This window comes from Streptomyces sp. I05A-00742 (genome assembly GCF_013055795.1).
GTDB lineage: Bacteria > Actinomycetota > Actinomycetes > Streptomycetales > Streptomycetaceae > Streptomyces.
Window position 1 is genome coordinate 234,482 of sequence record NZ_JABETO010000005.1, and the last position, 24,765, is coordinate 259,246.

Sequence of the window (24,765 nt, forward strand, 5' to 3'; positions counted from 1 at the left end):
GGTCCCGCTCCGGTGCGGCTCAGTGCTTGGCGGGCAGGAAGCCCACCTTGTCGTACGCCTGGGCGAGGGTCTCGGCCGCGACGGCACGGGCCTTCTCGGCGCCCTTGGCCAGGACAGAGTCCAGCGTCTCCGGGTCGTCCAGATATTCCTGCGTACGGGCACGGAAGGGTGTCACCCACTCCACCATCACCTCGGCGAGGTCGGTCTTGAGCGCACCGTAGCCCTTGCCCTCGTACTTCTGCTCAAGTTCCGCGATTCCCGTCCCGGTGAGCGTGGAGTAGATGGTGAGCAGATTGCTGACGCCCGGCTTCTCCTCCGGGTCGAAGCGGATCACCGTGTCGGTGTCGGTGACGGCGCTCTTGATCTTCTTCGCCGAGGCCTTGGGCTCGTCGAGCAGGTTGATCAGGCCCTTGGTGGTGGACGCCGACTTGCTCATCTTCGCGGTCGGGTCCTGGAGGTCGTAGATCTTCGACGTCTCGCGGACGATGTGCGCGGCGGGCAGCGTGAAGGTCTCGCCGAACCGGCCGTTGAAGCGCTCGGCGAGGTCGCGGGTCAGCTCGATGTGCTGGCGCTGGTCCTCGCCGACCGGGACGGCGTTCGCCTGGTACAGCAGGATGTCGGCGACCTGGAGGACCGGGTACGTGAAGAGGCCGACCGTGGTCCGGTCGGCGCCCTGCTTGGCCGACTTGTCCTTGAACTGCGTCATGCGGGACGCCTCGCCGAAGCCGGTGAGGCAGTTCATCACCCAGCCGAGCTGCGCGTGCTCGGGGACATGGCTCTGGATGAACAGCGTGCAGCGGTCCGGGTCGAGGCCCGCGGCCAGCAGCTGGGCGGCGGCGACACGGGTGTTGGCGCGCAGCTCCGCGGGGTCCTGCGGGACGGTGATCGCGTGCAGGTCGACGACCATGTAGAACGCGTCGTGCGTCTCCTGCAGCGCCACGTACTGCCGGATGGCACCGAGGTAGTTGCCGAGGTGGAAGGAGTCGGCGGTGGGCTGGATACCGGACAGTGCGCGCGGACGATCAAGGGCCATGCGCACATTCTCTCAGGTGCTGCCGCCGACTCGGTCCGGCGGTGGCTGCGTCGGTGTTAGAAAGACCAACAACCGCATGCCCCGACCCGAACGGAGCACACGTTGACCGCCACGGAACGCAGCATCGCCGCCGCCGAGGCCCACAGCGCGCACAATTACCACCCCCTCCCGGTCGTGGTGGCGACCGCCGAGGGCGCGTGGATGACCGATGTCGAGGGACGGCGCTACCTCGACATGCTCGCCGGCTACTCGGCGCTCAATTTCGGCCACGGCAACCGCCGCCTCATCGATGCCGCCAAGGCCCAGCTGGAACGGGTGACCCTCACCTCCCGGGCCTTCCACCACGACCGGTTCGCGGAGTTCTGTACCGAGCTCGCCGCCCTGTGCGGCAAGGACATGGTGCTCCCCATGAACACCGGCGCCGAGGCCATCGAGACGGCCGTCAAGACCGCCCGCAAGTGGGGCTACCGGGTCAAGGGCGTACCCGACGGCCAGGCGAAGATCATCGTCGCCGACAACAACTTCCACGGCCGCACCACCACCATCGTCAGCTTCTCGACCGACCCCGAGGCCCGGGCCGACTACGGCCCCTACACCCCCGGCTTCGAGATCGTGCCGTACGGGGACCTGGCCGCCCTGGAGGCGGCCCTGGACGACAACACCGTCGCCGTGCTCCTGGAGCCGATCCAGGGCGAGGCCGGCGTCCTCGTCCCGCCCCCGGGCTACCTCCCCGGCGTGCGGCGGCTGACCGCCGAGCGGAACGTGCTGTTCATCGCCGACGAGATCCAGTCCGCCCTCGGCCGCACCGGCCGGACCTTCGCCTGCGACCACGAGGACGTCGTCCCCGACATGTACGTCCTGGGCAAGGCCCTCGGCGGCGGCGTCGTCCCCGTCTCCGCCGTCGCCGCCTCCCGCGACATCCTCGGCGTCCACCGCCCCGGCGAGCACGGCTCCACCTTCGGCGGCAACCCGCTCGCCTGCGCCGTCGCCCTCGAAGTGATCGCCATCCTCAAGACGGGTGAATACCAGGAACGCGCCACCCGCCTCGGCGACCACCTCCACCACGAACTCAACCTCCTCGCCGGCACCGGCGCCGTCGAGGCCGTCCGCGGCCGCGGGCTCTGGGCCGGCGTCGACATCGCGCCGTCGCGCGGGACGGCTCGGGAGGTGTCCGAGCAGTTGATGGAGCGGGGGGTGCTGGTGAAGGACACACATGGGTCGACGATCCGGATCGCTCCGCCGCTGGTGATCTCGAAGGAGGATCTGGACTGGGGCCTGGAGCAACTGCGAGCGGTGCTCGCGGGGTAGGGGATTGCTCCGGACCCCCGCCCGCGCGGTCGTCCTCGCGCGCCGGCCGGGCTGACATCCAGCCCGGCCGGCGATGAGGCCATACAGCGCGGTCTCCGACGGGAGCACGGCTGTGGGCGTGAGCGTGATGGACCAGGCGCGGTGGTCACGCGGCCAACTGGCCATGGCGGTCCACCGCTTCGGGACTCGTCCGATTACGCAGAGACGTTCGAGGTCTTCGCCGGAGTCGGCAGGCGCCAACTCGGGCCGTCCGGTGCTCCGAGCCACACCCGCTGACTCTCTGCTGTGACAGTGACCCCGAACTCCGTCGGCACCGGGGAGCCGGCCGAACACCAGGTGCCGAGCGCGTTCTCAAAGGCGTCCCAAAGGGCGACCGGACCGCCCTGGCGGACGTTCCATGTGTCGTCCGCCCTGGGCGTGAGGACGGCGAAGGACTCGTTCGTGCCGTCGAGCACGTACGTGCAGGGCGTACCGTCGTCGGCCGGCATGGAGAAGAAGCGGGCGCCGGGCATGGCGAGCTGTGCCACGAACCCGCTGCCGGCCGCGGTCAGCCCGTCGGGCCCGTAGGGAGTGCGGCGAGAGGCGCCGTCATCCGGTGCGGGGATCGTGCCGAGGCTCGCGGGGGCGTCCTGCTGCCGGGCAATCATGAAACTCGGATCGCTGTCGATGAACCGGCCCTCGGCACGGCCGTCGCGGCCGACGGTGAGGCGGACCAGGCCGAGTGAGCGCATCCAGCCGCGGAGGGTGGCGAGGACGAGCCCGCCGGGACGGGTCTGCCGCACCCACGCGTAGGGGACGTGGCGAACGCCGCACGTGGCGATGGTGCGGTCGTACGGAGCGCCCTCGGGGGCTCCGGCGAGGCCGTCGCCGGTGAGAAGGCGCGGGGCGTATCCGCAGCGGCCGAGTCCGTCCCGTGCCCGAGCGGCGACGTCGGGATCCGTCTCGATGGAGGTGACCCGGTCGGGGCTGAGACGGTGGCACATGAGGGCGGTCGAGTACCCGGTGCCGGTACCGATCTCCATGACGGTCATTCCGTCGTCCACCTGGAGTTCTTCCAGCATGTGCACGACGAGGGCCGGCAGGGTGGAGGACGACGTCGGATGCGCGCCGCTGATGGGCTTCGGGTCGGTCCAGTCGGTCTCTTGGCCGTCGAACTGTGTGACGAGGGTTTCGTCGGCGTACGCCTGCCGCAGCCATTCCCCGACGCCGACGAGGTCGGCCGTGACGGGGGCCCACGTCGTCAGGCCGGGGGCGTCGGTCTCGCGGTGGAAGCACCGGACGAATTCATGACGGGGGACGGCTTCTACGGCGGCGCGCCACGCCGGGCTGCGCAGCCGACCGTCGTCGGCGAGGTGGGCCGCGAGCCGGTGCCGCAGCTCGGTTGCGGTGGGGGTGACGTCAGGTGCCATGGGTGCCTCGTTCCAGTAGGCCGGCGAGGGCGGCGGTCATGGGCAGGCCCGTGGGGGGCTCCATCCACGCCCATTGCCCGGAGGGGTTGCACTCGATGAACACCCACGCGCCGGAGGAGGTGTGGGCGAAGTCGAATGCTCCGAAGACGAGTCCGAAGTGCCGGAGACAGGCGAAGATCGCGCGCTCTGCTTCCGGCGGCGGGGTGACGGGGGTGTACGTGTGGGTGCTGTAGTCGGTGCGCCAGTCGAGCAGTCCGGAGTCGATGCGCACCGCGAACACTCGGTCCCCCATCACGGTCACGCGGACGTCCGCGGTCTTGTCCACCTGCGCTTGGAAGAGGTGCATGGTGCCGGCGAGGGCGTCGTCGATCTCGTCGGCCCCGACCGTGGTGACGGGCACGGTCTGCGCCTTGCCGTCGACGAGGTAGAGCGGTACGGAGAGGGGTTTGAAGATGACGGGCCCGTGCCGCTTGATGAAGGCGCGGGCATCGTCGGGCCGGTTGGTGATCAGCGTGGGCGGGACGGTGAAGCCGCACGCTGCGGCGGTGGCGAGGCCGGCGGGTTTGTACTCCGCGTCGCCGATGCGGCCGGGGCGATTGACGTAGAGGCAGTCGGGGAGCGAGGCGAGGACACCGCCGAGCCCGTATCGGGCTTGAGCGGCGGCGAACCTGGCGTCCTGTGAGTCGAGGTGGGGGAAGGCAAACCCGGAGGGGCGCCGGTAGTACAGGGAGCGGACGGCGCCCAGTTCGGCGGTGCGGGTCGGGGTCTGCACGCTTCCGCGCCACCGCTCCGCGTCGCCGCCGATGAAGGCGGAGCACGTGAGGGTGGCGGGGAAGTCACCGGAGTCGAACCGCACGACCGGGACACCCCGGTCGTGCAGCTCGGCAATCACCAGATCGGCGGTCGGATCGTCGAGGTTGGTGACGACCGCGACCGGGCGGGGATCCGTCACTGGTCGGTGTCGTTCCCGGTGTCGCTGTCGGGAGAGTCGCTGTTGCGGTCGCCCTGACCCGTGGTGCCGGTGGGCGGGTTGGTGCCGGACGAGGTCCCGTGCCCCGGCGCCATCACGACCGCGCCGGCGGCGTCGAGGTAGCGGGCGGTCTGCGTGGTGGCGTCGAGCTCGACGCGGGCGTACTGGTGCCCGTCGAACGGCGGATACGGAGCGATGCGGCGCAGCGCCCAGGGGGTGGGGGTCCGGTGTCCCTGGGGGAGCGGTGTCCCGGTGGGGAACCGGTCGGAGTGGTTGAACATCGCGGGCCTTTCCATCGGGAGACGGACAGAACTGTGGCCGGGTAGGGCGAGCGGCGAACGGTCGGCCCGGGATGTATCAGGCTCCGGGGCGGCTCGTTCGTACGTCGAGGCGGGAGCGGGGGCGCGCGCGGGTGGTGCCCCATCGGACCGTGCCGGCCTGAATACCGGCTTCGATGAACCGGGAAAGGTCCTCTTGAGTGCGGCCGACGGGTGTCGGTTCGAACGAGAGAGTCAGGCGCACAGGGCCGCCGGCGGCGACGTGCTCCTGCCACTCCTTCCCGGTGCCGGGGATACGGAGTTCCCACCAGGCGTCGCCGTAGTCGAGACGGGCGATGCCGTGGTGCAGGGATATCCGCGATCCGATGTAGCGGGGTTCTTCCTCGATGGGGCTCAGGCCCCAGCAGAAGGACAGGGCGCGCATGCCGGCCTCGATCCACTCCACGGTTTCGCCGGCCCGCCGGGGCGGTTCGTGGGTCAGCAGAAGCCGGGCGACGGGGCCGGTGTCGGCGTGGTGGATCCCGTGACTGTAGGTGAGGCCGGAGAGGAACCCGAGGCTGGGCGAGACTTGTGTCGTCACTGCGGCCTCACCTCGGCCCATACGGCCTTGCCGAACGGTCTGAGGGTGATCCCCCACGTGGCAAGGGCGTCGACGATGTAGAGGCCACGGCCCCGGCACCGCTCGCCGCTCTCGGGCCTCAACCGGGGCTCGCGGCGCACGGGGTCATGCACCTGGATACGGGTGCGGGCGTCGGTGGCGTCGACGATGACGCGCAGGCGATCGCCGGGCTCGCTGCCGTAGCGAACCGAGTTGGTCACCAGCTCGGACACGACGAGCGTGACGGCGAACAGGTATGCGTCATCCGGGTCGGTCACGGCGTGCTTGACGACTTCCCGAGCGTAGGCGCGGGCCATGGCGGGAGCCTGCTCGGTGGCGGGCAAGGTGAGATGCGGCGGCAGGCCGGCGGAAGCCGGAGCGCTGAGCGCCGGCGTGGAGGCGCTCACCGCTCATGCCCCCGCGCCCGTTCGCGCTGCTGAATCAACCGCTCGAACTGGATCTGGGACATCAGCAACTCGGACGGCGTCAGGAGTAGCGTCGATTCCACGTTGCTGCCGTCCTCGAAGTGCACTTGGACGCGCATGACCGCTCGTTGGGCGCGGTGGTCGTACAGGGCATCGCGTTTCAGCAGCGTGACGTGTGTGACCGGGACGGGCACGGTGCGGAGGGTGGAGCCGTCGGAAGGCGCGGACCATTCTCTGCCGCCGCCCGGCGGGCGCAGCTTGTACGTCTTCGCGCCCTCACGGGGGAGGGCCACGACGACGCCGATTCGTCCGCCCGCGCCGAGGTCGAAGGCGAGGTCACCCAAACGAGGGTGGTACGGCTCGCCTGTCCCGATCTCCGCGTCCCCAGAAGGGAGTTGCTCCGAAGTCGTGTCGGTCATGACCCCGAAGTTAAGAGGACGCCAGCCGCCGAATATGAACCGAGGGAATACCGTCCTCATCCATCGAGGTGAAACCGGTCCGACATGCGGCGCAGCTTCTCGCGGGTGGACGCTCGTTCCGCGTACACGATGCTGCGCAGGGTTGACCGGGCAATGGGGTGGTTGCGGATGAGCTGGGGTGCGATGCGCTCAGCCTTTTCCAGCTCGGCCAACGCGGTGTCCCTGTTGCCGTCCCATAGCCAGGCGCGCGCGAGTTCCATGTGGTGGTGCCCCTGACGGGAGCTGGGGAGTGAGGCGATCATCTCCGGGCTCGTGCGTCGGTGTATGGCCAGCGCCCGTCGCTGCTCCCGCATCTCAAGGGCGACGCTGATGGCATGAATCTGCACGTTGCCGGGTGAGAACGTCAGAGAGTGCCGGTCGTACACGGGTGGACCGGCGTACTCGGCCAGCCGGTCGGCTGCGGCTTTTGCGTGCGCGATGCGGTCCTCGGCCTCTGATCGGAGGTTGCCGCGCGCGGCAGAGACGGCGGCCCGGAGCTGGAGTGCCCCCCATGCGCGAACAGCGAGTGGTTCGGCTTGGTCGTAGCCTTCCTGAACACTGCGGATGGCCTTGTCCGACAGGGTGATCGCGTCTTCCCAGTCAGCAGTTGCCCACATGTCCCATACACGCATCCAGTCGGCCACGGCAGGCATGACCGGGTCACCGGAGAGGCGGGCGGACCAAGCTGCCCGTTCACACGACATGGTGACCAGCTCGGGGTGGCCGAGGGCGTGGGCTGCGGTGTGAGCGAACTTGCAGCACACCGCGTAGATGGAGAACGCCTCTTCCCGCTCGTGACCCGTGCAGACTTCCGCGAGGGCCCTGGCTTCTCGTAGGAGGTCGGGCAGCACCTCCATGATCGCTACGTTGGCCGCAGCGTCCCTCAGACGGTGAAGACGGGTGGTCTCCTGCCAGAGCTGCCGGGCCGGCCGCGGGGTCCCGGCAAAGACCGGGGTCAAGTCGTAGCGGCGGAGTTCCCTCAGGATCGACGAGGCAGCGACTTGCCATTGGTTCTCGCCAGGGCTGCTGTTGTAGGGCCGCCCGATCAGGTCGTTCGGGTGGATGTGCAACTCACTGGCCAGCAGGTTCAGCAGACCCACGCGATCGATTTCGATCAGGCCGCGCTCCATCTTCGACACCCACCCCTGAGACTTTCCCAAGGCGACCGCGAGGTCGGCCTGGGCCATTCCCAGGCGGAGTCGCGCGCGACGTGCTCGACGCCCGATCTCCTCGGCTTCTTCCAACATCAACGCACCTCATTCGGCGTGAGGCGCCGGCGGCGCTCAGGCGGGCGACGGGGCATCGGTGCTCCATCCGTCGGGCTCGTACCCTTGCACCGTACCCACAGCCTGAGAGGCGTGTGGAGGGCCGCAGAACAGGAGTTCCGCCCGCACATCAAGTGGCGAGCGTAAAAATACGAAAGCCCGCAGGATCCGGGCACACGCGTCGGCCCGGTCCGTCAAGCCGCTCATGGAGCGCGCCCGGGAGGTCGCCCGGGGCAAGGCGGGGCACATGGGCGGCCGGTGATCCACCGGTCCGGGCATCAAAGAATCACGTGCGGCAGGAACCGCGCGTACCCGTCCGTCACCAGCCCTTCCGACTCGCGGATGCCCAGCCCCGCCGGCTCGTCCTCCACGACCCATGCCCCCAACACCACGTGGTTCCCGTCGAACGACGGCAGGGGAGCCAGCTCCTGGTAGCAGCAGCGCTCGTCCCGGAGCGCCGGGGCACCGTCCCCGGCCGGGTGGACCGTCACCCCCGCCCCCTCCCGCCCGAGCAGCGGCTTGGCGACGTACCCCGTCGTACGGGCCAGCTCCCGAGGGCCGTCGAGATAGGCGGGAAGCAGGTTCGGATGGCCGGGAAAGAGCTCCCAGAGCACGGCGAGGAGCGCCTTGTTGGAGAGGAGCATCTTCCAGGCGGGCTCGATCCAGAGGGTGGACCCGGTGCCACCACCGTTGTCGAGCGTGTCGAGGACGTGCGGACCGAAGTCGTCCGCGACCAGCCACTCCCAGGGGTAGAGCTTGAAGCAGGCGCGGAGGAAGCCGTAGCGCTCGTCGACGAAGCGGCCGGATATCCGGTCCCAGCCGATGTTCTCCATGGAGATCGCTCGGGTGTCGAGCCCGGCCTGGGCGGCGGTCTCGCGGAGGTAGGCGACGGTCATCAGGTCCTCGCCGAGCTCGTCGCCGGCGGAGTGGGCGAAGTGCAGGGGGGCGCCGGGCGGGAGCAGGGCGGCCTGGCGCTTCCAGGCGTCGACGAGGCGTTCGTGCAGGGAGTTCCACTGGTCGGCGCCGGCGACGCCGGCGAAGCGCTCCTCCATCCAGAACCACTGCGGGCTCGCGGCCTCCACCAGGGAGGTGGGGGTGTCGGCGTTGTACTCCAGCAGCCGGGCCGGGCCGTTCCCGTCGTAGTGGAGGTCGAAGCGGCCGTAGAGCGAGGGCAGTTCGGCCCGCCGGTGCCAGGACTCGGCGACGAGCCCGGCCAGCCGGGGGTCGGTGATCCCGAGGTCGGCGAAGCGGCCGGTGTCGACGATGTTCGCGGCGGCGGCCAGGCACATGCCGTGCAGCTCCTCGACGGTCTCCTCCAGGGCCTCGACCTCGGGCAGGGTGAAGGAGTAGTAGGCGCTCTCGTCCCAGTACGGGCGCAGTTCGCCGTCCGGGTGGCGGGTGAGCGGGTAGATCAGGCCCTGCTCCTCGACGGTCTCCTGCCAGCCGGGGCGCGGGGTGGTGCGGTGGCGGCGCACGGCTCTCACCCGCCGCCGGAGCCGGAGGAGGAGCAGCCGAAGCCGCCGCGGTCGACGGCCTGGCTCTTGCTGAAGGTGCCGCTGTCGGCGTAGCCGCCGGACTTCCGGTCGGGGCCGTAGTACCAGCGGGCGGACGAGCCCGAGGATCCCGACGACCCTGTCGAGCCTGACGACCCCGAGGACGATGTGCTCTTGCACGCCTTGGAGTCGAGGACGCGGTAGCCGCGCGTCACGTCGTAACTGTTCGGATCGACACAGCGTTTGTCCGGCTCGGACCCGCAGGAGGTCAGGGCGGTGGCGAGCACGCCCATACCGCCGAGGACCACCGTGCTGGACCGGAGTCTGCGCCGTGAGGCTGTCTGTCCCATCTCACTCCCCCGTCGTACATGTGTCCGCACACGATAGACCCGCGCACTGACAACGCCCGGGGCGGGCTCAGCCGGCCGGTGGAAGGGCCCGCAGCAGGGCCTCCAGGACGCCGCCGAAGGCGTGCTCGGCCGGGGTGCCGTAGGCGACGATCACGCCGTCGGGGCTGCCGGGCGCGGGGGCGGGCACGTCGGCGTGCCGGTAGCGGCTGATGCCCTCCAGGGCGAGCCCCTGCCAGTGGGCCGCCTGGAGGGTGGACTGCTCGGTGCCGGGCGGGAGTTCGAGGACGACGTGCAGTCCCGCGGCGATGCCGGTGACACCGATGTGCGGCGCCCGCTCGGCGAGCGCGGCCACGATCCGGTCGCGGCGCCGGCGGTAGCGCAGCCGCATCGACCGCACGTGCCGGTCGTAGGCGCCGGAGGTGATGAACTCCGCGAGCGCCAGCTGGTCGAGCGCGCCCGTGCCCCACTCCCCCGTGTTCTTGGTCTCCGCGACCTCGGCGGCAAGGTTCTCCGGCAGCACCATCCAGGCCAGCCGCAGGGCCGGGGCGAGGGACTTGCTGCTGGTGCCGAGGTAGACGACGTGGTCGGGCGCGAGGCTCTGGAGGGCGCCGACCTGCCGTCCGTCGTAGCGGAACTCGCCGTCGTAGTCGTCCTCCAGGACCAGCCCGCCGGTGCGCGCGGCCCAGTCGACGACGGCGGCGCGGCGGTCCCGGTGCAGCGGAACGCCGGTGGGGAACTGGTGGGCGGGGGTGAGGAGGACGGCGCCCACGTCCTTGAGGCGCGCCAGCTCGCGGACGTCCGCCCCCAGCCCGTCGACGGGCAGCGGTACCCGGCGCAGTCCGGCGCGGGCCATGGGCTCGTGGTGGCCCCAGTACCCGTACGACTCGACCGCCACGCCGCGGACCCCGCGTGCGTACAGGACGCGGGACAGCAGGGCGATCCCCTGGACGAAGCCCGAGCAGACGACGATGCGTTCGGGGTCGGTCCGTACGCCCCGCGCCCGGGCCAGGTAGCCGGCGAGCGCGGCGCGCAGCTCGGGGCGGCCGTGGCCGTCGGGGTAGCCGAACGCCTCGTTGGGCGCGGCGGCGAGGGCGCGGCGGGCGGCGGCGGACCAGGCCGAGCGCGGGAACGCGGAGACGTCCGCGGTGCCGGTGCGCAGGTCGTGCAGGGGGCGCGCGGAGGGCCGGAGGGGGCGCCCGCGGACGGCGGTCCGGGGCGCGGGGCTCTGGGCCACCCGGGTGCCCGAGCCCTGCCGGGCGGTCAGCCAGCCCTCGGCGACGAGCTGGCCGTAGGCGTCGGCGACGGTGTTGCGGGCCAGGCCGAGGTCGACGGCCAGGGTGCGGGAGGAGGGGAGCCGGGTGCCCGGGGCCAGCCGCCCGGACCGTACGGCCTCGCGCAGGGCCCGGATCAGCGCGGCGCGCACGCCGCCGGGGCCGGTCAGGTCGAGGTGCAGATCGGTTCCGGCCACGGCCGGGCCCGCCGTCGGAATGGCCCACGATTCGTCCATGGAAATGGACCATACCCGTGGGCTACCGCGGCCGTAGTGTCGTAGCCATGACGGAGAACACGACACAGCGGACCACCCACCACCACGGCCCCCGGATGAACTACGCGGAGGTCGCCCCCCACGTCTACAAGGCGATGTACGGCCTGGAGCGGGCGGCCAAGCAGGACCTCGACCCGACGCTGGTCGAGCTGGTCAAGATCCGCGCCTCGCAGGTCAACCACTGCGCGTTCTGCCTCGACATGCACACCAAGGACGCCCGCAAGGCCGGCGAGACCGAGGACCGGATCTACCTCCTCAACGCCTGGGAGGAGGCCGTCGGTTACTACACGGAGAAGGAGCAGGCGGCGCTCGCCCTGACCGAGGCCGTCACCGTCCTGACCGACGGTTTCGTGCCGGACGCGGTCTGGGAGCGGGCCGCGGCGGTCTTCGAGGAGAAGGAGCTGGCCCAGCTCCTGGCCATGATCGTCGCGATCAACGCCTGGAACCGGTTCGGCGTGTCCACCCGGTCCACCCCCGGCGCCTACCAGGCGCGCTGATGCCGGTGGCGGACTTCCGGGCGCTGCACCACGGCCGGCGCCCGGGGGACCCCCTCGTCCTGCCGGGCCCGTGGGACGCGGCGAGCGCCCGGGCCTTCGCCGACGCCGGCTTCCCCGCGCTGGCGACGCCCAGCGCCGCGGTCGCCGAGTCCCTGGGCCTGGCGGACGGCGACGTACCGGCGGCGGAGATGTTCGCGGCGGTCGCCCGCGTCGCGCGGGCGGTCGACGTGCCCGTCTCCGCCGACATCGAGGACGGCTACGGACTCCCGCCCGGCGAGCTCGTCGCCCGCCTCCTGGAGGCCGGCGCCGTGGGCTGCAACCTGGAGGACACCGACCGGTCCTCGGGCCGCCTCCTGGGCCCCCGCGAGCAGGCCGACCGGCTCGCGGCGGTACGGGCGGAGGCGGGCGACGCCCTCTTCCTCAACGCCCGGATCGACACATACCTGCGCGGTGCCTCCGACGAGGACGCCCTGGAGCGGGCCCGGCTGTACGCCGCGGCGGGCGCGGACTGCGTGTACCCGATCCTCGCCCCGGAGAGCGCGCTGGCCGCGATCGCCGCCGCCTCCGGCCTGCTGGTCAACGCCATGGCCCCGCCGGAGGCTTCGGCTCCGCACCGGCTGGGCCTCCTGGGCGCGACCCGGATCACCTTCGGCAAGGGCATGTTCCTGCGGTCCATGGCGGCGGCGGGGGCGATCGCCGCGGAACTCCGGTCCGCGTGAGCCCTGTTCACGACACGGCCGGCGGGGTGGCGGCACCCGCCGGCCGTGGGGGCGCACTACCTGAGCGCGGCCCGACTGCGCAGGACGACGGACTGGTTGTGCTGCTTGGCCCGCTCCAGTACGGCCTTCTTCGCCGTGATCTTCTGCTCCTGAATGCGTGATTCAGTGGCGAACCAGACATCGAGCAAGCCGGTGGACTGCTTGCACTCCACCTCGTCGACGGCGACCTTCTTGGCCTCGGGACTGCTGCCCCAGTCCTCCTCCTTCGGCCCCTGGGTGATCTCGAACGGCGTCTTGTACTCGTAGCCCCTGGTCTTCATGCACGCGGACCAGTCGCCGAGGGACTTCTGCACGGCGGGCTCGTCCAACGCCTCTTTGAAACTCTCGGCGTTGACGTCGCTGACGGCTTCCTCGTCCTGCCGGCCGACCTCCCCAGCCGCCTCGGCGCTGCAACCGCCCTTGGGCACGGGCAGACCGTTGATGGTCTCCAGCACCTTGCCCTCGGCGTCCTTCCCGTACAGGGCGTCCATCTGGGCGGGGGTCCGCTCCCACGCCGGCAGTTCCTGGCGGCCGCCCGGCAGCTCGTAACCCCACTGCTCGGCCGACGCCTTGTCCGCCAGCCCGTAACGCCGTTCCAGGTTGGCCGAGTTGTCCGACGGCGGGGGGATCGCGCCGTCCGTGGACGGCGGCTCGTAGGTGAGCCCGTAGCGCGCCATGCAGGCCTGCACGGACTTCAGCAGGGCGGCCTTCTCCGTGGAGGCGTCCGCGTAGGAGACCAGGTACCGCTCCACCGGCAGTTCCCGGTTCTTGAGCAGACCGCTGCGGAGCGTGGGGTCCGGCGCCTTGGGCTTCACCGGCGCGGGTGCCGCGACACCGGCCGGCGCCGCGCCGCCCGGCCGTTCCCCCGACGCGTACCAGCCGATACCGGCCACGGCGCCGACGGCCAGCATCGCGGAGACGATTCTCGTGGACGTACGGCCGGCCGCGTTCATCGGTTCTCCCGGAAGCTCGACGCGTTGTTGTTCCGCAGCAGTTGGTGGAGGTTGCCGGAGAAATCCTGCGGAAAAGCGCGGCCGAACCCCTCGTAGTAGGAGTTGTAGTAGATGGCGTGCGTCACCCAGTCCTGGTTCGCCGCCGACGCGGCGGCGTTCTTCAATTCATGTCCGGATCCCCAACCCTCGGGCATGCACTTGGTCTCCACGCCGAGCCGGAAAGAGATATATTTGCGGTCCTTCTGGTTCCAGAATTCATAGCGCGTGATCCTGCCGCGCTCGGTCCGGCCCCAGTGATCCTTGTGCGACCGGTTGGTCATGAAGCAGGCGCTGATCGTCACACCGTTCTTCTTCGCGCCGTAGAAGAGGCCGAGGCAGGCGCCGACATTGGATCCGCATTCGTCCCACGAATACGATTTGGAAGCTGCCGCGGCCGGCGATGCGGAGGAAAAGGCCATGACTCCCGCGAAGGCCGTGACGGCGGCCATCGCACCGGCGGATCTGCGCCACCGGTGTACCGGGCGTTCCGATTTTCTCTTTCCGAGGAGATCAATCATGCGAGGGATTCTTCAGCCGCCGGAGGTCCCCGGCCAGGCTCGAACCGGTCGCCCGGAACGGGGAATGGATCCCTCGGGATGCGCCTGGAACGGACGCCCGCCCCCGCCGGGGCCCCTTGCGGAAACAGCGCGTATTCCCCTTGCGTCCCGGATTTCTGCCCGGGATTGGACGCATCCCCGTACCGAAGGGTCTCCTCCAACCGATCATGGCCGGAAACCACCCCTACAGGATCCGGGCTACTGTTACCGAATGAGCCTGATACCAGAGGGGTTTGCCGATCTCACCGCCGCCCGCGAGGGCGACGCCGGCCGTGCCTGGATCACACAACTGCCCGGTATGGTCGAGGAGTTGCTCGGGAGGTGGCGCTGTGTCCAGGATGGGCCCGCGACCCACGGCCAGGTCGGCCTCGTCGTCCCCGTCCGCCGGGGTGATGGCACTCCCGCCGTGCTGAAGGTCTCGTTCCCGCACCCGGGCAACGTCCATGAGCCGGACGCCTTCGCCGTCTGGGAGGGCCGGGGCGCCGTCCGCCTGTACGAGCGTGACGACGAGCGGTTCGCCCTGCTGCTGGAGCGCGCCGGGGACGGTTCGCTCGCGGATACCGAGGACGGTGACGAGGCCATGGCCGTCGCCGGGCGGCTCGCGCGGCGGCTCGCCGTGCCCGCGCCGGCCGGCCTGCCACGGCTGCGCGAGCGGGCCGGGGAGTGGGAGGAGGAACTGCGCAAGGACGACGTGCGGCTGGGGCACCCGCTGCCTGGAAGGGTGCTCGACGCGGCGCTCGCCACCGTGCGCGAGCTGGCCCCCGACCAGCCGGACACGCTCGTCCACGGCGATCTGCACGCCGCCAATGTGCTGCGCGCCGAGCGGGAGCCGTGGCTGGCGATCGACCCCAAGGGGTTCGTCGGCGACCCCGCCTACGACGCGTTCACGATCCTGCGGAGCCGGGCGGCGGACCTGCTCACCGCGCCCGACCTGGGCGCGGCGCTGCTCCGCCGCCTCGACGTGTTCGCCGGGGCGGCGGAGCTGGACCGCGAACGGACGGTCCGGTGGGCGCAGTTGCGGTGTGTCCGGGCCGCGTACTGGGGGCGCGACAACGGTGACCCGGAGTGGCTGGTGGGGATGTACGACCACGTCTCAGGGCTACTCACCCGTTGACGGTTACAGCCACTTCTTCCACACGTCCGGGTGGGCCTTCACCCACTTCGCGGCGGCCTTGTCGGCCGGCAGCTTGTCCTCGGCCATCAGCTGCGCGACCTCGTTCTGGTCCTGCTTGCTCCAGCGGAACTTCTTCAGGAAGGCCGCCGCGTCCCCGCCCTTGCGGGCGAAGTCGGCGTTGAGGAACTTCTTCAGCCCGGACGTGGGATAGGCGCAGTTGACGGACTCCGGGTCCTCCTCGCCCTTCGTCCCGCAGGCGTCCGAGTACGGCGGGAGCTTCACCTCCACCATCGGCACCTCGTTGAACAGCCACTGCGGCTCGTACCAGTACGTCAGGAAGGGCTTCCGGTCCTTGGCGAACTGCTTGATCTGGGTGATCTGAGCGGCCTCGGAACCGGCGAAGACGACCTGGTAGTCCAGCTTCAGGTTGTTCACCAGCGCCTTGTCGTGCGTGACGTACGACGGCGAGCCGTCGAGGAGCTGGCCCTTGCCTCGGCTCTCCGGGGTCCGGAGCTGTGCGGCGTACTTGTTGAGGTTGCGCCAGTCGGTCACGTCGGGGTGGGCGTCGGCGAAGTACTTCGGCACCCACCAGCCGATGTGTCCGGTGACCCCGAGGTCGCCGCCGTCGGTGACGGTCTTCTTGTCACGGACGTAGCGCTGTTCCTGCTCGGGGTGGCCCCAGTCCTCCATGATGGCGTCCACGCGGCCCTGGCTGAGCGCGTCCCAGGCGGGGACCTCGTCGACCTGGACGGTGTCGACGCGGTAGCCGAGTTCGTGCTCCAGCAGGTACTGGGCGACGGCCGCGTTGGCGCGGGCGCCGACCCAGGACTGGACGGAGAGCGTCACGGTCTTCGCGCCTGCCGCGTTGGCGTACGGGGACCCCTGCTTGGTCATGTCGGCCGCGCCGCAGCCGGTGAGGGCGAGCAGGCCCACGGAGCCGAGGGCCGCCGCGCCGGCGAGCCATTTACCGCGCATCACGCGCTCCCTTCGTCGGCTGGGTGACCCGGTCGAGCATCAGTCCCAGGCAGGCGATCGAGGCGCCGGCGACGAGGCCGGTGGCGAGGTCGCCGCGGGCGAGGCCGAAGACCACCTCGTAGCCGAGGCCGCCCCCGCCGACCAGGGCGCCGATGATGACGACGGAGAGGACGAGCACCACGGCCTGGTTGACGGCGAGCAGCAACTCGGCGCGGGCCAGCGGGAACTGGACCTGGAGCAGCTGCTGGCGGCCGGTCGCGCCCATGGACGTCGAGGACTCCATGGCGCCCGGGTCGGCCTGCCGCAGCCCCTCGCCCGCGATGCGGATGACGGCCGGCAGCGCGTAGACGACGGCCGCCGCGGCGGCGGGTGCCCGGCCCACGCCGAACAGGGCGACGACCGGAATGAGGTAGACGAACTGCGGCATGGTCTGGCACACGTCCAGCACCGGCCGGAGCAGCCGCTCGGTGCGGCGGCTGCGGGCCACCGCGACGGCGACGGCGAAGCCGATGACGAGCGTCACGGCGACGGCGGCGATCACCTGCGAGAGGGTGTCCATGGCGCTGTCCCAGCGGCCCAGCACACCGATCGCGGAGAGCGACAGGACGGCGGTCAGGGCGGTGCGCCAGGTGCCGATGGCCCAGGCGAGGGCGGAGACCAGCAGGACGGCGCCCCACCAGGGCAGCCCCTGGAGGCCGTCGCGCAGCGGGTCGATCACCCAGCCCGTGTAGTGGGCCGCCCAGTCGGCGGTGCCGCCGATGCCGGGGATGCCGGAGTAGAGGTGGTCGACCATCCAGTCCTTGGCCCGGTTGACGGGCTCCGCGATCGCGACGGTCCAGCCGTCCGGCCAGGCGTGCGAGCGGGCCAGGACGAACCCGGCGACGGTCGCCGCGGCGAGCGCCCAGCCGACGGCCGGGTGGCCGCGGCGGACGGGCGTGCCGTCGGCGCCGCCGGAGGTGGTGCGGTCCAGGACGATCGCCAGCAGCACGATCGGCACGCCGGCCGCCAGCGCGGCACCGACGTCGACGGTGGAGAGCGCCTGGTAGACCCGGTCGCCGAGGCCGTCCGCGCCGATCACGGAGGCGATGACGGCCATGGAGAGCGCCATCATGATCGTCTGGTTGAGGCCCAGGAGGAGCTGCTTGCGGGCCATCGGCAGCCGCGCGGTCAGCAGCCGCTGCCGCCCGGTGGCGCCGAGGGATTCCACGGCCTCCAGCACGCCCGGGTCGGTGGACCGCAGTCCGAGCGCGGTGAGCCGGGCCATCGGCGGGGCCGCGTAGATGACGGTGGCGAGCACCGCGGGGGCCACGCCGATGCCGAAGACGAGGGCGATCGGCAGCAGGTAGGCGAAGGCGGGCAGGGACTGCATCGTGTCCAGGACGGGCCGCAGGGCGCGGAACGTCCGGTCCGACAGCCCGGCCGCGAGGCCGAGGAGCGCGCCGACGAGGACGGACGCGGCGACGGCGACGGCCATCAGCGCGAGCGTGCGCATCGTCGGCACCCACATGTCGAGCAGCCCGCAGACGGCGAACGAGGCCACGGCGGTGACGGCGGCCCGCACACCCGCGGCGCGCCAGGCCACCAGGGCCGCGCCGGCCGTCACTCCGGCCCAGCCGAGGGCCAGCAGGACGACGTACACGGCGTGCACGGCGCCGATGATGGCGTTGCTGATGTGGCCGAAGAAGTACAGGAACAGCCAGTGGCTGTCGCGGTTGTCCACGATCCAGTCGCCGGCCGAGCGCAGCGGCTCGTCGACCGAGACCGTCAGCGCGTCGGGCCAGCCGCCGCTCCCCCACACGGCGTGCGCGAACGGGGCGAGGACCAGCCCGGCCACGGCCAGGGCCAGGACCTTGCGGGCGGCCGGGCGCCGCAGGAGCGCCCGGAGCCGTGCGGTGTCCGGGGCCCCGGTGAGGGTGGCGGGGGTGGTGGTGCTGGTGGTGCTCATGCCGCCGCTTTCTCCAGGCGTCCGGCGCCGTCCAGCCCGGCCACGACGCGCAGGAGGCACTTGAAGTCGACGATCCCCACGCAGCGGCCCTTGTCGAGGACGCGGGCGGGGCTGCCGCCGCGGGCGACGACGTCGATGGCGTCCGCGACGGTTGTCCCGGCGGTCACGGTGGGTCCGGAGCCGCCCCGGGCCTCGCCGAGCGTGGCGGGGCGCATGGCGCGCCGGACGGTGAGGACCTGTTCGCGGGGGACGTCCCGGACGAAGTCGCGGACGTAGTCGTCGGCCGGGGAGCCGACGATCTCCTCGGGGGTGCCGCACTGGACGACCCGGCCGTCGCGCATCAGCGCGATGCGGTCGCCGATGCGCAGCGCCTCGGTGAGGTCGTGGGTGATGAAGACCATGGTGCGGCCCTCGTCCCGGTGCAGCCGGACGACCTCTTCCTGCATATCGCGGCGGATCAGCGGGTCGAGGGCGCTGAACGGCTCGTCGAACAGGAGGACTTCGGGGTCGGCGGCGAGGGCGCGGGCCAGGCCGACGCGCTGCTGCTGGCCGCCGGAGAGCTGGCCGGGACGGCGTCCCTCCATGCCCGCCAGGCCGACCTTGTCGACCATCTCGGCCGCGCGGGCCCGGCGTTGGGCCTTGGCGACGCCCTGGATCTCCAGGCCGTAGGCGACGTTGTCGAGCACCGTGCGGTGCGGCAGCAGGCCGAAGTGCTGGAAGACCATGGCCGCGCGGTGCCGGCGCAGCTCGCGCAGCGCGTTCTTGTCCATCGCGCAGACGTCCTCGCCGTCAATGGCGATGGTGCCGCTGGTGGGCTCGATGAGGCGGGTGAGACACCGGACGAGGGTGGACTTGCCCGAGCCGGAGAGACCCATGACGACGAAGACCTCACCCGGCCGGACGTCGAAGGACACGTCCCGGACGGCGACCGTGCAGCCGGTTCTCTCCCGCAGTTCGTCGGGGGCGAGGTCGGCGAGTTCGCTGCCCGGCACCCGCTCGGGGCGGTTGCCGAAGACCTTCCACAGGTTGCGGACGGAGAAGACGGGATCGGGCGCCTGGGCGGCGCTCCCGGTGGACTGGCCGGAGTCGGGCGCCTGGGCGGCGCTCCCGGGAGGCCGGGTGGGCTCGGTGTCGGGCGTCCGGCTGACGGTGTCGGTTCCGGTCACTGGCCGTCACCCCTCTCGGTCGGTTCGGACACAAGCAGTTCCGCGCACTTCTCCCCCACCATCAGCACTCCGATCATCGGGTTGACGGCCGTCATCGTCGGGAAGACCGAGGCGTCGGCGATCCGCACCCGCTCCAGACCGCGGACGCGCAGCTCGGGGTCGACGACGGCGAGGTCGTCGGTCGCGGCGCCCATACGGCAGGTGCCGGCCGGGTGGTAGACGGTGTGGGCGACCTTGCGGGCGTACTCGCTGATCTCCTCGTCGGAGGTGACCTCCGGGCCGGGGCAGACCTCGCGCTTCAGCCAGCCGGCCAGCGGCTCGGTCTTGGCTATCTCCCGGGCGAGGCGGATGCCGTCGACGAGCGTCCGCGCGTCGTAGTCCTCCTCGTCGGTGAAGTACCGGAAGTCCAGGGCGGGCTTGACCTCGGGGTCCGCGCTGGTGAGGTAGAGCCGGCCGCGGCTGCGGGGCTTGGGGATGTTGGGGGTCATCGACACGCCGTGCGCGGGCTTTTCGTAGCCCAGGCGCTCGGGGTTGTCGGTGAAGGGGATCTGGTAGAAGTGGAACATCAGGTCGGGCCCGTCGGCGTCCTGGTCCCGGCGGACGAACAGACCCGCGTCGGAGTCCATCGCCGAGTTCTCGGGGATCGGCCCGTGCGTCTCCCAGACGATCACCGACTCGGGGTGGTCGAGCAGGTTCTCGCCGACGCCCGGCAGGTCGTGGACGGCGGGGATGCCCAGTGCGTCCAGGTCGGCCTTGGGGCCGATGCCGGAGTGCAGCAGCAGCCGCGGGGTGTCGACGGCACCCGCGCAGAGGATCACCTCGCGGCCGGCCTCGACCAGCAGCTCCTGCCCGTCCTTGGTGCGGGCGCGGACGCCGGTCGCCCGGGTGCCGTCCAGCTCCAGCCGGTGCACCCAGGTCTCCAGCAGGATGCGGAGGTTGGGGCGGTCACCGGCCTCGATGTGCGGGTGCAGGTAGGCGACCGACGCCGAGGAGCGCTTGTTGTTCTCCGGGTGGTACGCGAGGTCGAAGAAGCCGGCGCCCTCGTGGAACGGCTGTGCGTTGAAGCTCCCGACGCGCGGCACGCCGGCGGCCTCGGTCGCGGCCTCCACGAAGTCCCGGGCGATGGAGTTCCGGTCCTTCTCGTCCACCGGGACGATGTTGTTCCGCAGCTTGCCGAAGTACGGGTCCATGGACGCCGCGTCCCAGCCCTCAGCACCGGCGGCGGCCCACTCGTCCCAGTCGCCGGGCAGCGGCTTGAAGGAGATCAGGGTGTTGTGCGAGGAGCACCCGCCGAGGACCCGCGCCCGGCTGTGCCGGATGTGCGAGTTGCCGCGCGGCTGCTCGGTCGTCGGGTAGTCGTAGTCGAGGTCGCCGCCGAGCAGGCCGAGCCAGCGGCGCAGGGTGAGCACGTCGGGGCGGTCCATGTCGGTGGGGCCGCCCTCGATGACGACGACGCTGGTGCCCGGGTCCTCGACGAGGCGGGAGGCGATGACCGAACCGGCGGTTCCACCGCCGACGACGACGTAGTCAGCCGTGATCTTCTCAACTGCGGGGGGCATTCGGGGGTGCTCCTCTTTCCCTGAGGGTTTCGCGGAAGGTGCTTCGCTGTCGCTTGTCCGTGGGTGACCGTGCGCTTGTCCGTGGATGACCGCGCTCAGCCGGCGAACCAGCGCACGGGCGCGGGCGCGAGGTTCTGGTAGATGTGCTTGGCCTCGCGGTACTCGGCGAGCCCCGAGGGGCCCAGCTCCCGGCCGGTGCCGGACTTGCCGAAACCGCCCCACTCCGCCTGCGGCAGGTAGGGGTGGTAGTCGTTGATCCAGACCGTGCCGTGCCGCAGCCGCCCGGCCACCCGGCGAGCGCGGCCCGCGTCCCGGGTCCAGACGGCGCCGGCGAGCCCGTACTCCGTGTCGTTGGCGAGCGCGACGGCCTCGTCCTCGGTGCGGAAGGTCTCGACGGTGAGGATGGGGCCGAAGGTCTCCTCACGGACGACCTTCATCCCGCGGGTGCAGCGGTCGAGCACGGTCGGCTCGTAGAAGTACCCGGTGGCGGGCCGGACCTCGCTCGGCTCCGGGCGGGCGCCGCCGCAGCGCAGCACCGCCCCCTCGGCGAGCGCCGACGCCACGTACGCCTCGGTCTTCTCCAACTGCGCGGCCGACACCAGCGGTCCGCACTCGACGCCCGGCTCGGTGCCCCGGCCCAGCCGGATCCGCTCGGCGCGGCGGGCGAGTTCGGCGACGAAGCGCTCGCGCACCGACGCCTCGACGATCAGCCGGGAACCGGCCGAGCAGACCTGGCCGCTGTGGATGAACGCCGCGTTGAGCGCCTGGTCGACGGCCGTGTCGAAGCCCTCGTCGGTGGCGCAGGCGTCGGCGAAGACCACATTGGGGTTCTTGCCGCCGAGTTCGAGCGCGACCTTCTTCACGGTGGGGGCGGCGGCGCGCATCACGCGGGTGCCGCTGGCCAGGCCGCCGGTGAAGGAGACCAGGTCCACGTCGGGGTGCTCGGACAGCCGGGCGCCGACCGGGTCGCCCGCGCCGGTGACGATGTTGGCCGCCCCGACGGGCAGCCCGGCCTCCACCAGGAGGCGTATCAGGTGCACGGTCGACAGCGGGGTGACCTCGCTGGGCTTGATCACGAAGGTGTTGCCCGCGGCGAGCGCCGGAGCGATCTTCCAACTGGCCTGGAGCAGCGGGTAGTTCCACGGGGTGATCAGCGCACAGACGCCGACCGGCTCGTGCACGACCACGCTGTGCACGTCCGGGCTGCCGGCGTCCACGACGCGGCCGCCGCTCTCGTTGACCACCAGGTCGGCGAAGTAACGGAAGGCGCTGGTGACGTCGTCGACGTCGACGCGGCCCTCCTCCAGGGTCTTCCCGGTGTCGCGGCTCTCGACGAGCGCGATCTCCTCGCGGTCCCGCTGGAGCAGGTCCGCCACGCGGCGCAGCAGCGCGGCGCGCTCGGCGACGGGCGTACGCGGCCAGGGGCCGTCGTCGAACGCGGCGCGGGCCGCCGCGACGGCGGCGTCCGTGTCCTCCGTACCCCCTTCGGAGACCACGGCGAGGACCTTGGCGTCGGCAGGGTCGAGCACCTCCCGCTGAGCGCCGGAGGCGGCGGCGCGCCACCTGCCGTTCACGTGGATGGTCTCGACTGACGACATGTTCTTCCTCTGCTTCCGGTGTCCATGGTCTTCATGTGGGCGGCCTGAGCACAGGACCCGGCCGCCAACGGAGCGCGCCTAACCGAAAGCGCGCGATCCATGCCCGCTTTTACGCATTGAGTGATCTAAATCACTAGAACCACTGTCGTGTCCGTGTCGCCGCTAGCCTCGGCCCATGCCGCAGTTCCCGCTGGTCCCGGAAGATTTCGACGTTCCGCTGACCTTCTCCGGCCCGGGGTTCCGCCTGATACCTCTCGGTCCCGAGCACAATGCGTCCGACCACGCCGCCTGGACATCCAGCATCGATCACATCCGGAACACCCCGGGCTTCCGTGACGGCGCCTGGCCCCCGGCCGCCGGGATGTCCCTCGACGAGAACCTGAAGGACCTGGTCCGGCACGCGGACCAGTTCCGGGCGCGGGAGGTCTTCACGTACACGGTCCTCGAGGACGCGGGACGCGGCGAGGACGCGGGGCACGCCGAGGTGATCGGCTGCCTCTACATCCACGCCTCCCGCTCGGGCGACGGCACCGTCCAGGCCACCTCCTGGGTACGGGCCGACCGGGCCGCGCTGGACAGGCCGCTGTACGAGGCGGTGTCGGCCTGGCTGACGACGGAGTGGCCGCTGCTGGGCGAGCTCCGGTACGAAGCACGCTGAGGGCCGACGGGCCAACGGTTCGGCGAACCGTCCTCAGAAGTCCTCAGAAGTCAGAAGTCCGGGCGGACCACCAGCCGGGCCAGCGCCTCGGGTGCCGGGCCCGGGGCGAACTCCCAGCCGGGGAAGCCGCCCCAGGATATGGACGTCCTCAAGTACTCGACGAGCGTGATGCCTTTGCGGCCGATGACGCCGTGGATCTCCGGGTCGGCGGACGCGTCGGGGAGGACGACGTCGTGGGTGCCGCCGCTGATGTTCGCCTTGTGGTACTCGTCGGGCGCGAGGGAGAAGAGGAATTCGCCGTCCGGGTCGTCCAGATCGTCCGGGCCATCAGGATCGTCCGGGTCATCCGGGTCATCCGGGTCGTCCGGGTCGTCCAGGTAGGCCTCCCACTCGTACCGCAGGTGCTCGGCGCCCGCGACGTCCAGCGGGTCGGGGTACGCGGCGCCGGGCGGACCGGACTCGGGCAGGGGACCCTGGTGGTAGTACAGGCCGATCGCCGCGCAGTCACCGAGGAACGAGACGTCCCCCACGGTCAGGAAGCTCGCCTTGAGCGCGGCGGGCAGGACGCCGATCGCCGCCTCCGTCTCGCGCACGACGGCCGCCGTGCCCGCGGTGGGCGGCTGGTGCGGCGGAAGGCCGTCCGCCGCCCGGACGAACCCCAGCTCGGGAAGCGCCTCGGCGAGCCGCGTCACATGCCGGGCCACCCGCTCCATGGTGGCCGTGGCCACGGCTTCGACATCCTCGCGGAGGCCGCCCGGCACCGGACCCAACCCCCGTACCTCGTTCCAGACCTGCTCGTGCTCACCCTGCGTGTACCGCCGGAAGTAGGACGTCATAAACGCAGGTTACGGTCACCCACTGACATCGCCCGGTCCGCCAGGAAAAACAGCAGGTCACCTGTCCGGTGACCGTGCGCCGAGGGGAAGTTGAACGGGAATCAGACCACCCGTTCAGCGATTGAACAAATCATGACTCTCGACGCAAGAACCACACTCGTCACCGGTGGCACCGGCAAAACCGGGCGCCGGGTCGCCGAACGGCTGCGCTCGCGCGGCCTTCCGGTCCGGATCGGATCGCGCTCCGCCACCCCCGCCTTCGACTGGGAGAACCCGGAGACCTGGGTCCCCGCGCTCGCCGGCGTGCGCGCCGTCTACGTCACGTACTACCCCGACCTCGGCTTCCCCGGCGCCGCCGGGACCATCGGCGCCTTCGCCCGCACGGCCGTGGAACAGGGCGCCCGGCGCCTGGTCCTGCTCTCCGCGCGCGGCGACGAGGGCGCGCGGGTCACCGAGCGCGCCCTCCAGGAGTCGGGAGCCGACTGGACGGTCGTCCGGGCCGCCTGGTTCGACCAGAACTTCAGCGAGGACTTCTTCCTCGAACCCGTCCTGTCCGGCCAACTCCTCCTGCCCACCGGCGACTCCGCCGAGCCCTTCGTCGACGCCGACGACATCGCCGACGTCGTCGTCACCACCCTCACGGACGACGGGCACACCGGGCACACCTACGAACTCACCGGCCCCCGCCTGCTCACCTTCCACGACGTGGCCACCGAACTCTCCCGCGCCACCGGCCGCGACATCGGCTACGTCCCCGTATCCATGGACCGGTTCCGCGCCTCCCTTGCCGGGAACGGCCTCCCCGACGAGTTCGCCGACCTCTTCGGCCTCATCACCGACGGACGCAACGCCCACCTCTCGGACGACGTGCGGCGGGTACTGGGGCGCGCTCCCCGCGACTTCGCGGACTACGCCCGGGAGACGGCGGCGTCGGGGGTCTGGGCGACCGCCTGACGGGACGGGCGGCCTGAGGCGCC

The 24,765-nt window shown here is 71.4% G+C and carries 25 protein-coding genes; 6 read left to right on the forward strand and 19 right to left on the reverse strand.

Annotated features, from left to right (window positions below; all coding sequences use genetic code 11):
• Positions 1-19: 19 nt before the first annotated feature.
• Positions 20-1,033, reverse strand: coding sequence for a tryptophan--tRNA ligase (gene trpS / locus HN013_RS07275; RefSeq protein ID WP_171164203.1), 1,014 nt, complete (start codon positions 1,031-1,033; stop codon positions 20-22).
• A 102-nt stretch (positions 1,034-1,135) separates the two neighbouring features.
• Here trpS and rocD point away from each other — a divergent pair, with 102 nt between their 5' ends.
• Entirely contained in the window at positions 1,136-2,341 is a 1,206-nt protein-coding gene (rocD, locus tag HN013_RS07280) for an ornithine--oxo-acid transaminase (protein WP_171164205.1), read from the forward strand.
• A 194-nt stretch (positions 2,342-2,535) separates the two neighbouring features.
• On the opposite strand, the gene tgmC is transcribed toward rocD, so the two are convergent.
• The 10 genes from tgmC to HN013_RS07330 all read right to left on the reverse strand — a co-directional run bounded on the left by tgmC (position 2,536) and on the right by HN013_RS07330 (position 11,094).
• Positions 2,536-3,750 carry an ATP-grasp peptide maturase system methyltransferase gene (gene tgmC / locus HN013_RS07285; protein WP_171164207.1) on the reverse strand — a complete coding sequence of 405 codons (1,215 nt, stop codon included), beginning with the start codon at positions 3,748-3,750 and terminating at the stop codon, positions 2,536-2,538.
• The gene (gene tgmB / locus HN013_RS07290; RefSeq protein WP_171164209.1) at positions 3,740-4,702 is read right to left on the reverse strand and encodes an ATP-grasp ribosomal peptide maturase; all 963 of its coding nucleotides are present in this window, start codon (positions 4,700-4,702) and stop codon (positions 3,740-3,742) included. Before tgmB ends, tgmC begins: the two co-directional genes overlap by 11 nt.
• Complete coding sequence (gene tgmA / locus HN013_RS07295) at positions 4,699-5,001, reverse strand: putative ATP-grasp-modified RiPP (RefSeq protein ID WP_171164211.1); 303 nt, start codon at positions 4,999-5,001, stop codon at positions 4,699-4,701. The genes tgmB and tgmA overlap by 4 nt, the downstream gene beginning before the upstream one ends.
• A gap of 76 nt (positions 5,002-5,077) precedes the next feature.
• A complete protein-coding gene (locus tag HN013_RS07300; protein WP_171164213.1) occupies positions 5,078-5,578 on the reverse strand; it encodes a hypothetical protein in 501 nt (166 codons plus the stop codon).
• The gene (locus HN013_RS07305) at positions 5,575-6,003 is read right to left on the reverse strand and encodes an ATP-binding protein (protein WP_312018529.1); all 429 of its coding nucleotides are present in this window, start codon (positions 6,001-6,003) and stop codon (positions 5,575-5,577) included. Before HN013_RS07305 ends, HN013_RS07300 begins: the two co-directional genes overlap by 4 nt.
• Complete coding sequence (locus HN013_RS07310; RefSeq protein WP_171164215.1) at positions 6,000-6,440, reverse strand: hypothetical protein; 441 nt, start codon at positions 6,438-6,440, stop codon at positions 6,000-6,002. The genes HN013_RS07305 and HN013_RS07310 overlap by 4 nt, the downstream gene beginning before the upstream one ends.
• Before the next feature lie 56 nt (positions 6,441-6,496).
• Positions 6,497-7,726 carry a helix-turn-helix transcriptional regulator gene (locus HN013_RS07315; RefSeq protein ID WP_171164217.1) on the reverse strand — a complete coding sequence of 410 codons (1,230 nt, stop codon included), beginning with the start codon at positions 7,724-7,726 and terminating at the stop codon, positions 6,497-6,499.
• Between the two features lie 296 nt (positions 7,727-8,022).
• Positions 8,023-9,219 carry a glutathionylspermidine synthase family protein gene (locus tag HN013_RS07320; RefSeq protein WP_171164219.1) on the reverse strand — a complete coding sequence of 399 codons (1,197 nt, stop codon included), beginning with the start codon at positions 9,217-9,219 and terminating at the stop codon, positions 8,023-8,025.
• Between the two features lie 5 nt (positions 9,220-9,224).
• Positions 9,225-9,587 (reverse strand): hypothetical protein, encoded by a 363-nt coding sequence (locus HN013_RS07325; protein ID WP_171164221.1) that lies wholly within the window; start codon positions 9,585-9,587, stop codon positions 9,225-9,227.
• Between the two features lie 67 nt (positions 9,588-9,654).
• Positions 9,655-11,094 carry a PLP-dependent aminotransferase family protein gene (locus HN013_RS07330; RefSeq protein ID WP_171164223.1) on the reverse strand — a complete coding sequence of 480 codons (1,440 nt, stop codon included), beginning with the start codon at positions 11,092-11,094 and terminating at the stop codon, positions 9,655-9,657.
• A 47-nt stretch (positions 11,095-11,141) separates the two neighbouring features.
• Here HN013_RS07330 and HN013_RS07335 point away from each other — a divergent pair, with 47 nt between their 5' ends.
• A complete protein-coding gene (locus HN013_RS07335; protein WP_171164225.1) occupies positions 11,142-11,630 on the forward strand; it encodes a carboxymuconolactone decarboxylase family protein in 489 nt (162 codons plus the stop codon).
• Positions 11,630-12,349, forward strand: coding sequence for an isocitrate lyase/phosphoenolpyruvate mutase family protein (locus tag HN013_RS07340; protein WP_171164227.1), 720 nt, complete (start codon positions 11,630-11,632; stop codon positions 12,347-12,349). The genes HN013_RS07335 and HN013_RS07340 overlap by 1 nt, the downstream gene beginning before the upstream one ends.
• A gap of 56 nt (positions 12,350-12,405) precedes the next feature.
• Here the strand turns inward: HN013_RS07340 and HN013_RS07345 are convergent, their stop codons facing one another.
• Together HN013_RS07345 and HN013_RS07350 are read right to left on the reverse strand one after the other, a co-directional pair.
• Positions 12,406-13,341, reverse strand: coding sequence for a hypothetical protein (locus HN013_RS07345; protein ID WP_171164229.1), 936 nt, complete (start codon positions 13,339-13,341; stop codon positions 12,406-12,408).
• Positions 13,338-13,898: a hypothetical protein gene (locus HN013_RS07350; protein WP_171164231.1), complete on the reverse strand. Its 561-nt coding sequence runs from the start codon at positions 13,896-13,898 to the stop codon at positions 13,338-13,340. Before HN013_RS07350 ends, HN013_RS07345 begins: the two co-directional genes overlap by 4 nt.
• Positions 13,899-14,148: 250 nt before the next feature.
• On the opposite strand from HN013_RS07350, the gene HN013_RS07355 reads away from it, so the two are divergent.
• Positions 14,149-15,051 (forward strand): aminoglycoside phosphotransferase family protein, encoded by a 903-nt coding sequence (locus HN013_RS07355; protein WP_171164238.1) that lies wholly within the window; start codon positions 14,149-14,151, stop codon positions 15,049-15,051.
• Between the two features lie 3 nt (positions 15,052-15,054).
• On the opposite strand, the gene HN013_RS07360 is transcribed toward HN013_RS07355, so the two are convergent.
• The 5 genes from HN013_RS07360 to HN013_RS07380 all read right to left on the reverse strand — a co-directional run bounded on the left by HN013_RS07360 (position 15,055) and on the right by HN013_RS07380 (position 22,294).
• A complete protein-coding gene (locus HN013_RS07360) occupies positions 15,055-16,026 on the reverse strand; it encodes an ABC transporter substrate-binding protein (RefSeq protein ID WP_171164240.1) in 972 nt (323 codons plus the stop codon).
• On the reverse strand, positions 16,016-17,971 hold the full coding sequence (locus tag HN013_RS07365) for a proline/glycine betaine ABC transporter permease (protein WP_171164242.1): 1,956 nt from the start codon (positions 17,969-17,971) through the stop codon (positions 16,016-16,018). Before HN013_RS07365 ends, HN013_RS07360 begins: the two co-directional genes overlap by 11 nt.
• Positions 17,968-19,137: a glycine betaine/L-proline ABC transporter ATP-binding protein gene (locus HN013_RS07370; RefSeq protein WP_171164244.1), complete on the reverse strand. Its 1,170-nt coding sequence runs from the start codon at positions 19,135-19,137 to the stop codon at positions 17,968-17,970. The genes HN013_RS07365 and HN013_RS07370 overlap by 4 nt, the downstream gene beginning before the upstream one ends.
• Positions 19,134-20,696, reverse strand: coding sequence for a GMC family oxidoreductase (locus HN013_RS07375; RefSeq protein WP_171164247.1), 1,563 nt, complete (start codon positions 20,694-20,696; stop codon positions 19,134-19,136). Before HN013_RS07375 ends, HN013_RS07370 begins: the two co-directional genes overlap by 4 nt.
• A 95-nt stretch (positions 20,697-20,791) precedes the next feature.
• Positions 20,792-22,294, reverse strand: coding sequence for an aldehyde dehydrogenase family protein (locus HN013_RS07380; protein WP_171164249.1), 1,503 nt, complete (start codon positions 22,292-22,294; stop codon positions 20,792-20,794).
• A 175-nt stretch (positions 22,295-22,469) separates the two neighbouring features.
• Here HN013_RS07380 and HN013_RS07385 point away from each other — a divergent pair, with 175 nt between their 5' ends.
• Complete coding sequence (locus HN013_RS07385) at positions 22,470-22,952, forward strand: N-acetyltransferase (protein WP_171164251.1); 483 nt, start codon at positions 22,470-22,472, stop codon at positions 22,950-22,952.
• Positions 22,953-23,002: 50 nt separating this feature from the next.
• On the opposite strand, the gene HN013_RS07390 is transcribed toward HN013_RS07385, so the two are convergent.
• On the reverse strand, positions 23,003-23,788 hold the full coding sequence (locus HN013_RS07390; protein WP_171164253.1) for a hypothetical protein: 786 nt from the start codon (positions 23,786-23,788) through the stop codon (positions 23,003-23,005).
• A 132-nt stretch (positions 23,789-23,920) separates the two neighbouring features.
• Between HN013_RS07390 and HN013_RS07395 the strand changes: the two genes are divergently transcribed.
• Positions 23,921-24,742: an NAD(P)H-binding protein gene (locus HN013_RS07395; protein WP_171164255.1), complete on the forward strand. Its 822-nt coding sequence runs from the start codon at positions 23,921-23,923 to the stop codon at positions 24,740-24,742.
• Positions 24,743-24,765: the final 23 nt, after the last annotated feature.

Excerpts from the sequence above, each read along its gene's own strand:
- trpS (WP_171164203.1), bottom strand. The coding sequence starts at position 1,033 with ATGGCCCTTGATCGTCCGCGCGCACTGTCCGGTATCCAGCCCACCGCC.
- tgmC (WP_171164207.1), bottom strand. The coding sequence starts at position 3,750 with ATGGCACCTGACGTCACCCCCACCGCAACCGAGCTGCGGCACCGGCTC.
- tgmA (WP_171164211.1), bottom strand. The coding sequence starts at position 5,001 with ATGTTCAACCACTCCGACCGGTTCCCCACCGGGACACCGCTCCCCCAG.
- HN013_RS07310 (WP_171164215.1), bottom strand. The coding sequence starts at position 6,440 with ATGACCGACACGACTTCGGAGCAACTCCCTTCTGGGGACGCGGAGATC.
- HN013_RS07315 (WP_171164217.1), bottom strand. The coding sequence starts at position 7,726 with ATGTTGGAAGAAGCCGAGGAGATCGGGCGTCGAGCACGTCGCGCGCGA.
- HN013_RS07325 (WP_171164221.1), bottom strand. The coding sequence starts at position 9,587 with ATGGGACAGACAGCCTCACGGCGCAGACTCCGGTCCAGCACGGTGGTC.
- HN013_RS07330 (WP_171164223.1), bottom strand. The coding sequence starts at position 11,094 with ATGGACGAATCGTGGGCCATTCCGACGGCGGGCCCGGCCGTGGCCGGA.
- HN013_RS07335 (WP_171164225.1), top strand. The coding sequence starts at position 11,142 with ATGACGGAGAACACGACACAGCGGACCACCCACCACCACGGCCCCCGG.
- HN013_RS07340 (WP_171164227.1), top strand. The coding sequence starts at position 11,630 with ATGCCGGTGGCGGACTTCCGGGCGCTGCACCACGGCCGGCGCCCGGGG.
- HN013_RS07345 (WP_171164229.1), bottom strand. The coding sequence starts at position 13,341 with ATGAACGCGGCCGGCCGTACGTCCACGAGAATCGTCTCCGCGATGCTG.
- HN013_RS07350 (WP_171164231.1), bottom strand. The coding sequence starts at position 13,898 with ATGATTGATCTCCTCGGAAAGAGAAAATCGGAACGCCCGGTACACCGG.
- HN013_RS07355 (WP_171164238.1), top strand. The coding sequence starts at position 14,149 with ATGAGCCTGATACCAGAGGGGTTTGCCGATCTCACCGCCGCCCGCGAG.
- HN013_RS07360 (WP_171164240.1), bottom strand. The coding sequence starts at position 16,026 with ATGCGCGGTAAATGGCTCGCCGGCGCGGCGGCCCTCGGCTCCGTGGGC.
- HN013_RS07365 (WP_171164242.1), bottom strand. The coding sequence starts at position 17,971 with ATGAGCACCACCAGCACCACCACCCCCGCCACCCTCACCGGGGCCCCG.
- HN013_RS07375 (WP_171164247.1), bottom strand. The coding sequence starts at position 20,696 with ATGCCCCCCGCAGTTGAGAAGATCACGGCTGACTACGTCGTCGTCGGC.
- HN013_RS07380 (WP_171164249.1), bottom strand. The coding sequence starts at position 22,294 with ATGTCGTCAGTCGAGACCATCCACGTGAACGGCAGGTGGCGCGCCGCC.
- HN013_RS07385 (WP_171164251.1), top strand. The coding sequence starts at position 22,470 with ATGCCGCAGTTCCCGCTGGTCCCGGAAGATTTCGACGTTCCGCTGACC.
- HN013_RS07390 (WP_171164253.1), bottom strand. The coding sequence starts at position 23,788 with ATGACGTCCTACTTCCGGCGGTACACGCAGGGTGAGCACGAGCAGGTC.
- HN013_RS07395 (WP_171164255.1), top strand. The coding sequence starts at position 23,921 with ATGACTCTCGACGCAAGAACCACACTCGTCACCGGTGGCACCGGCAAA.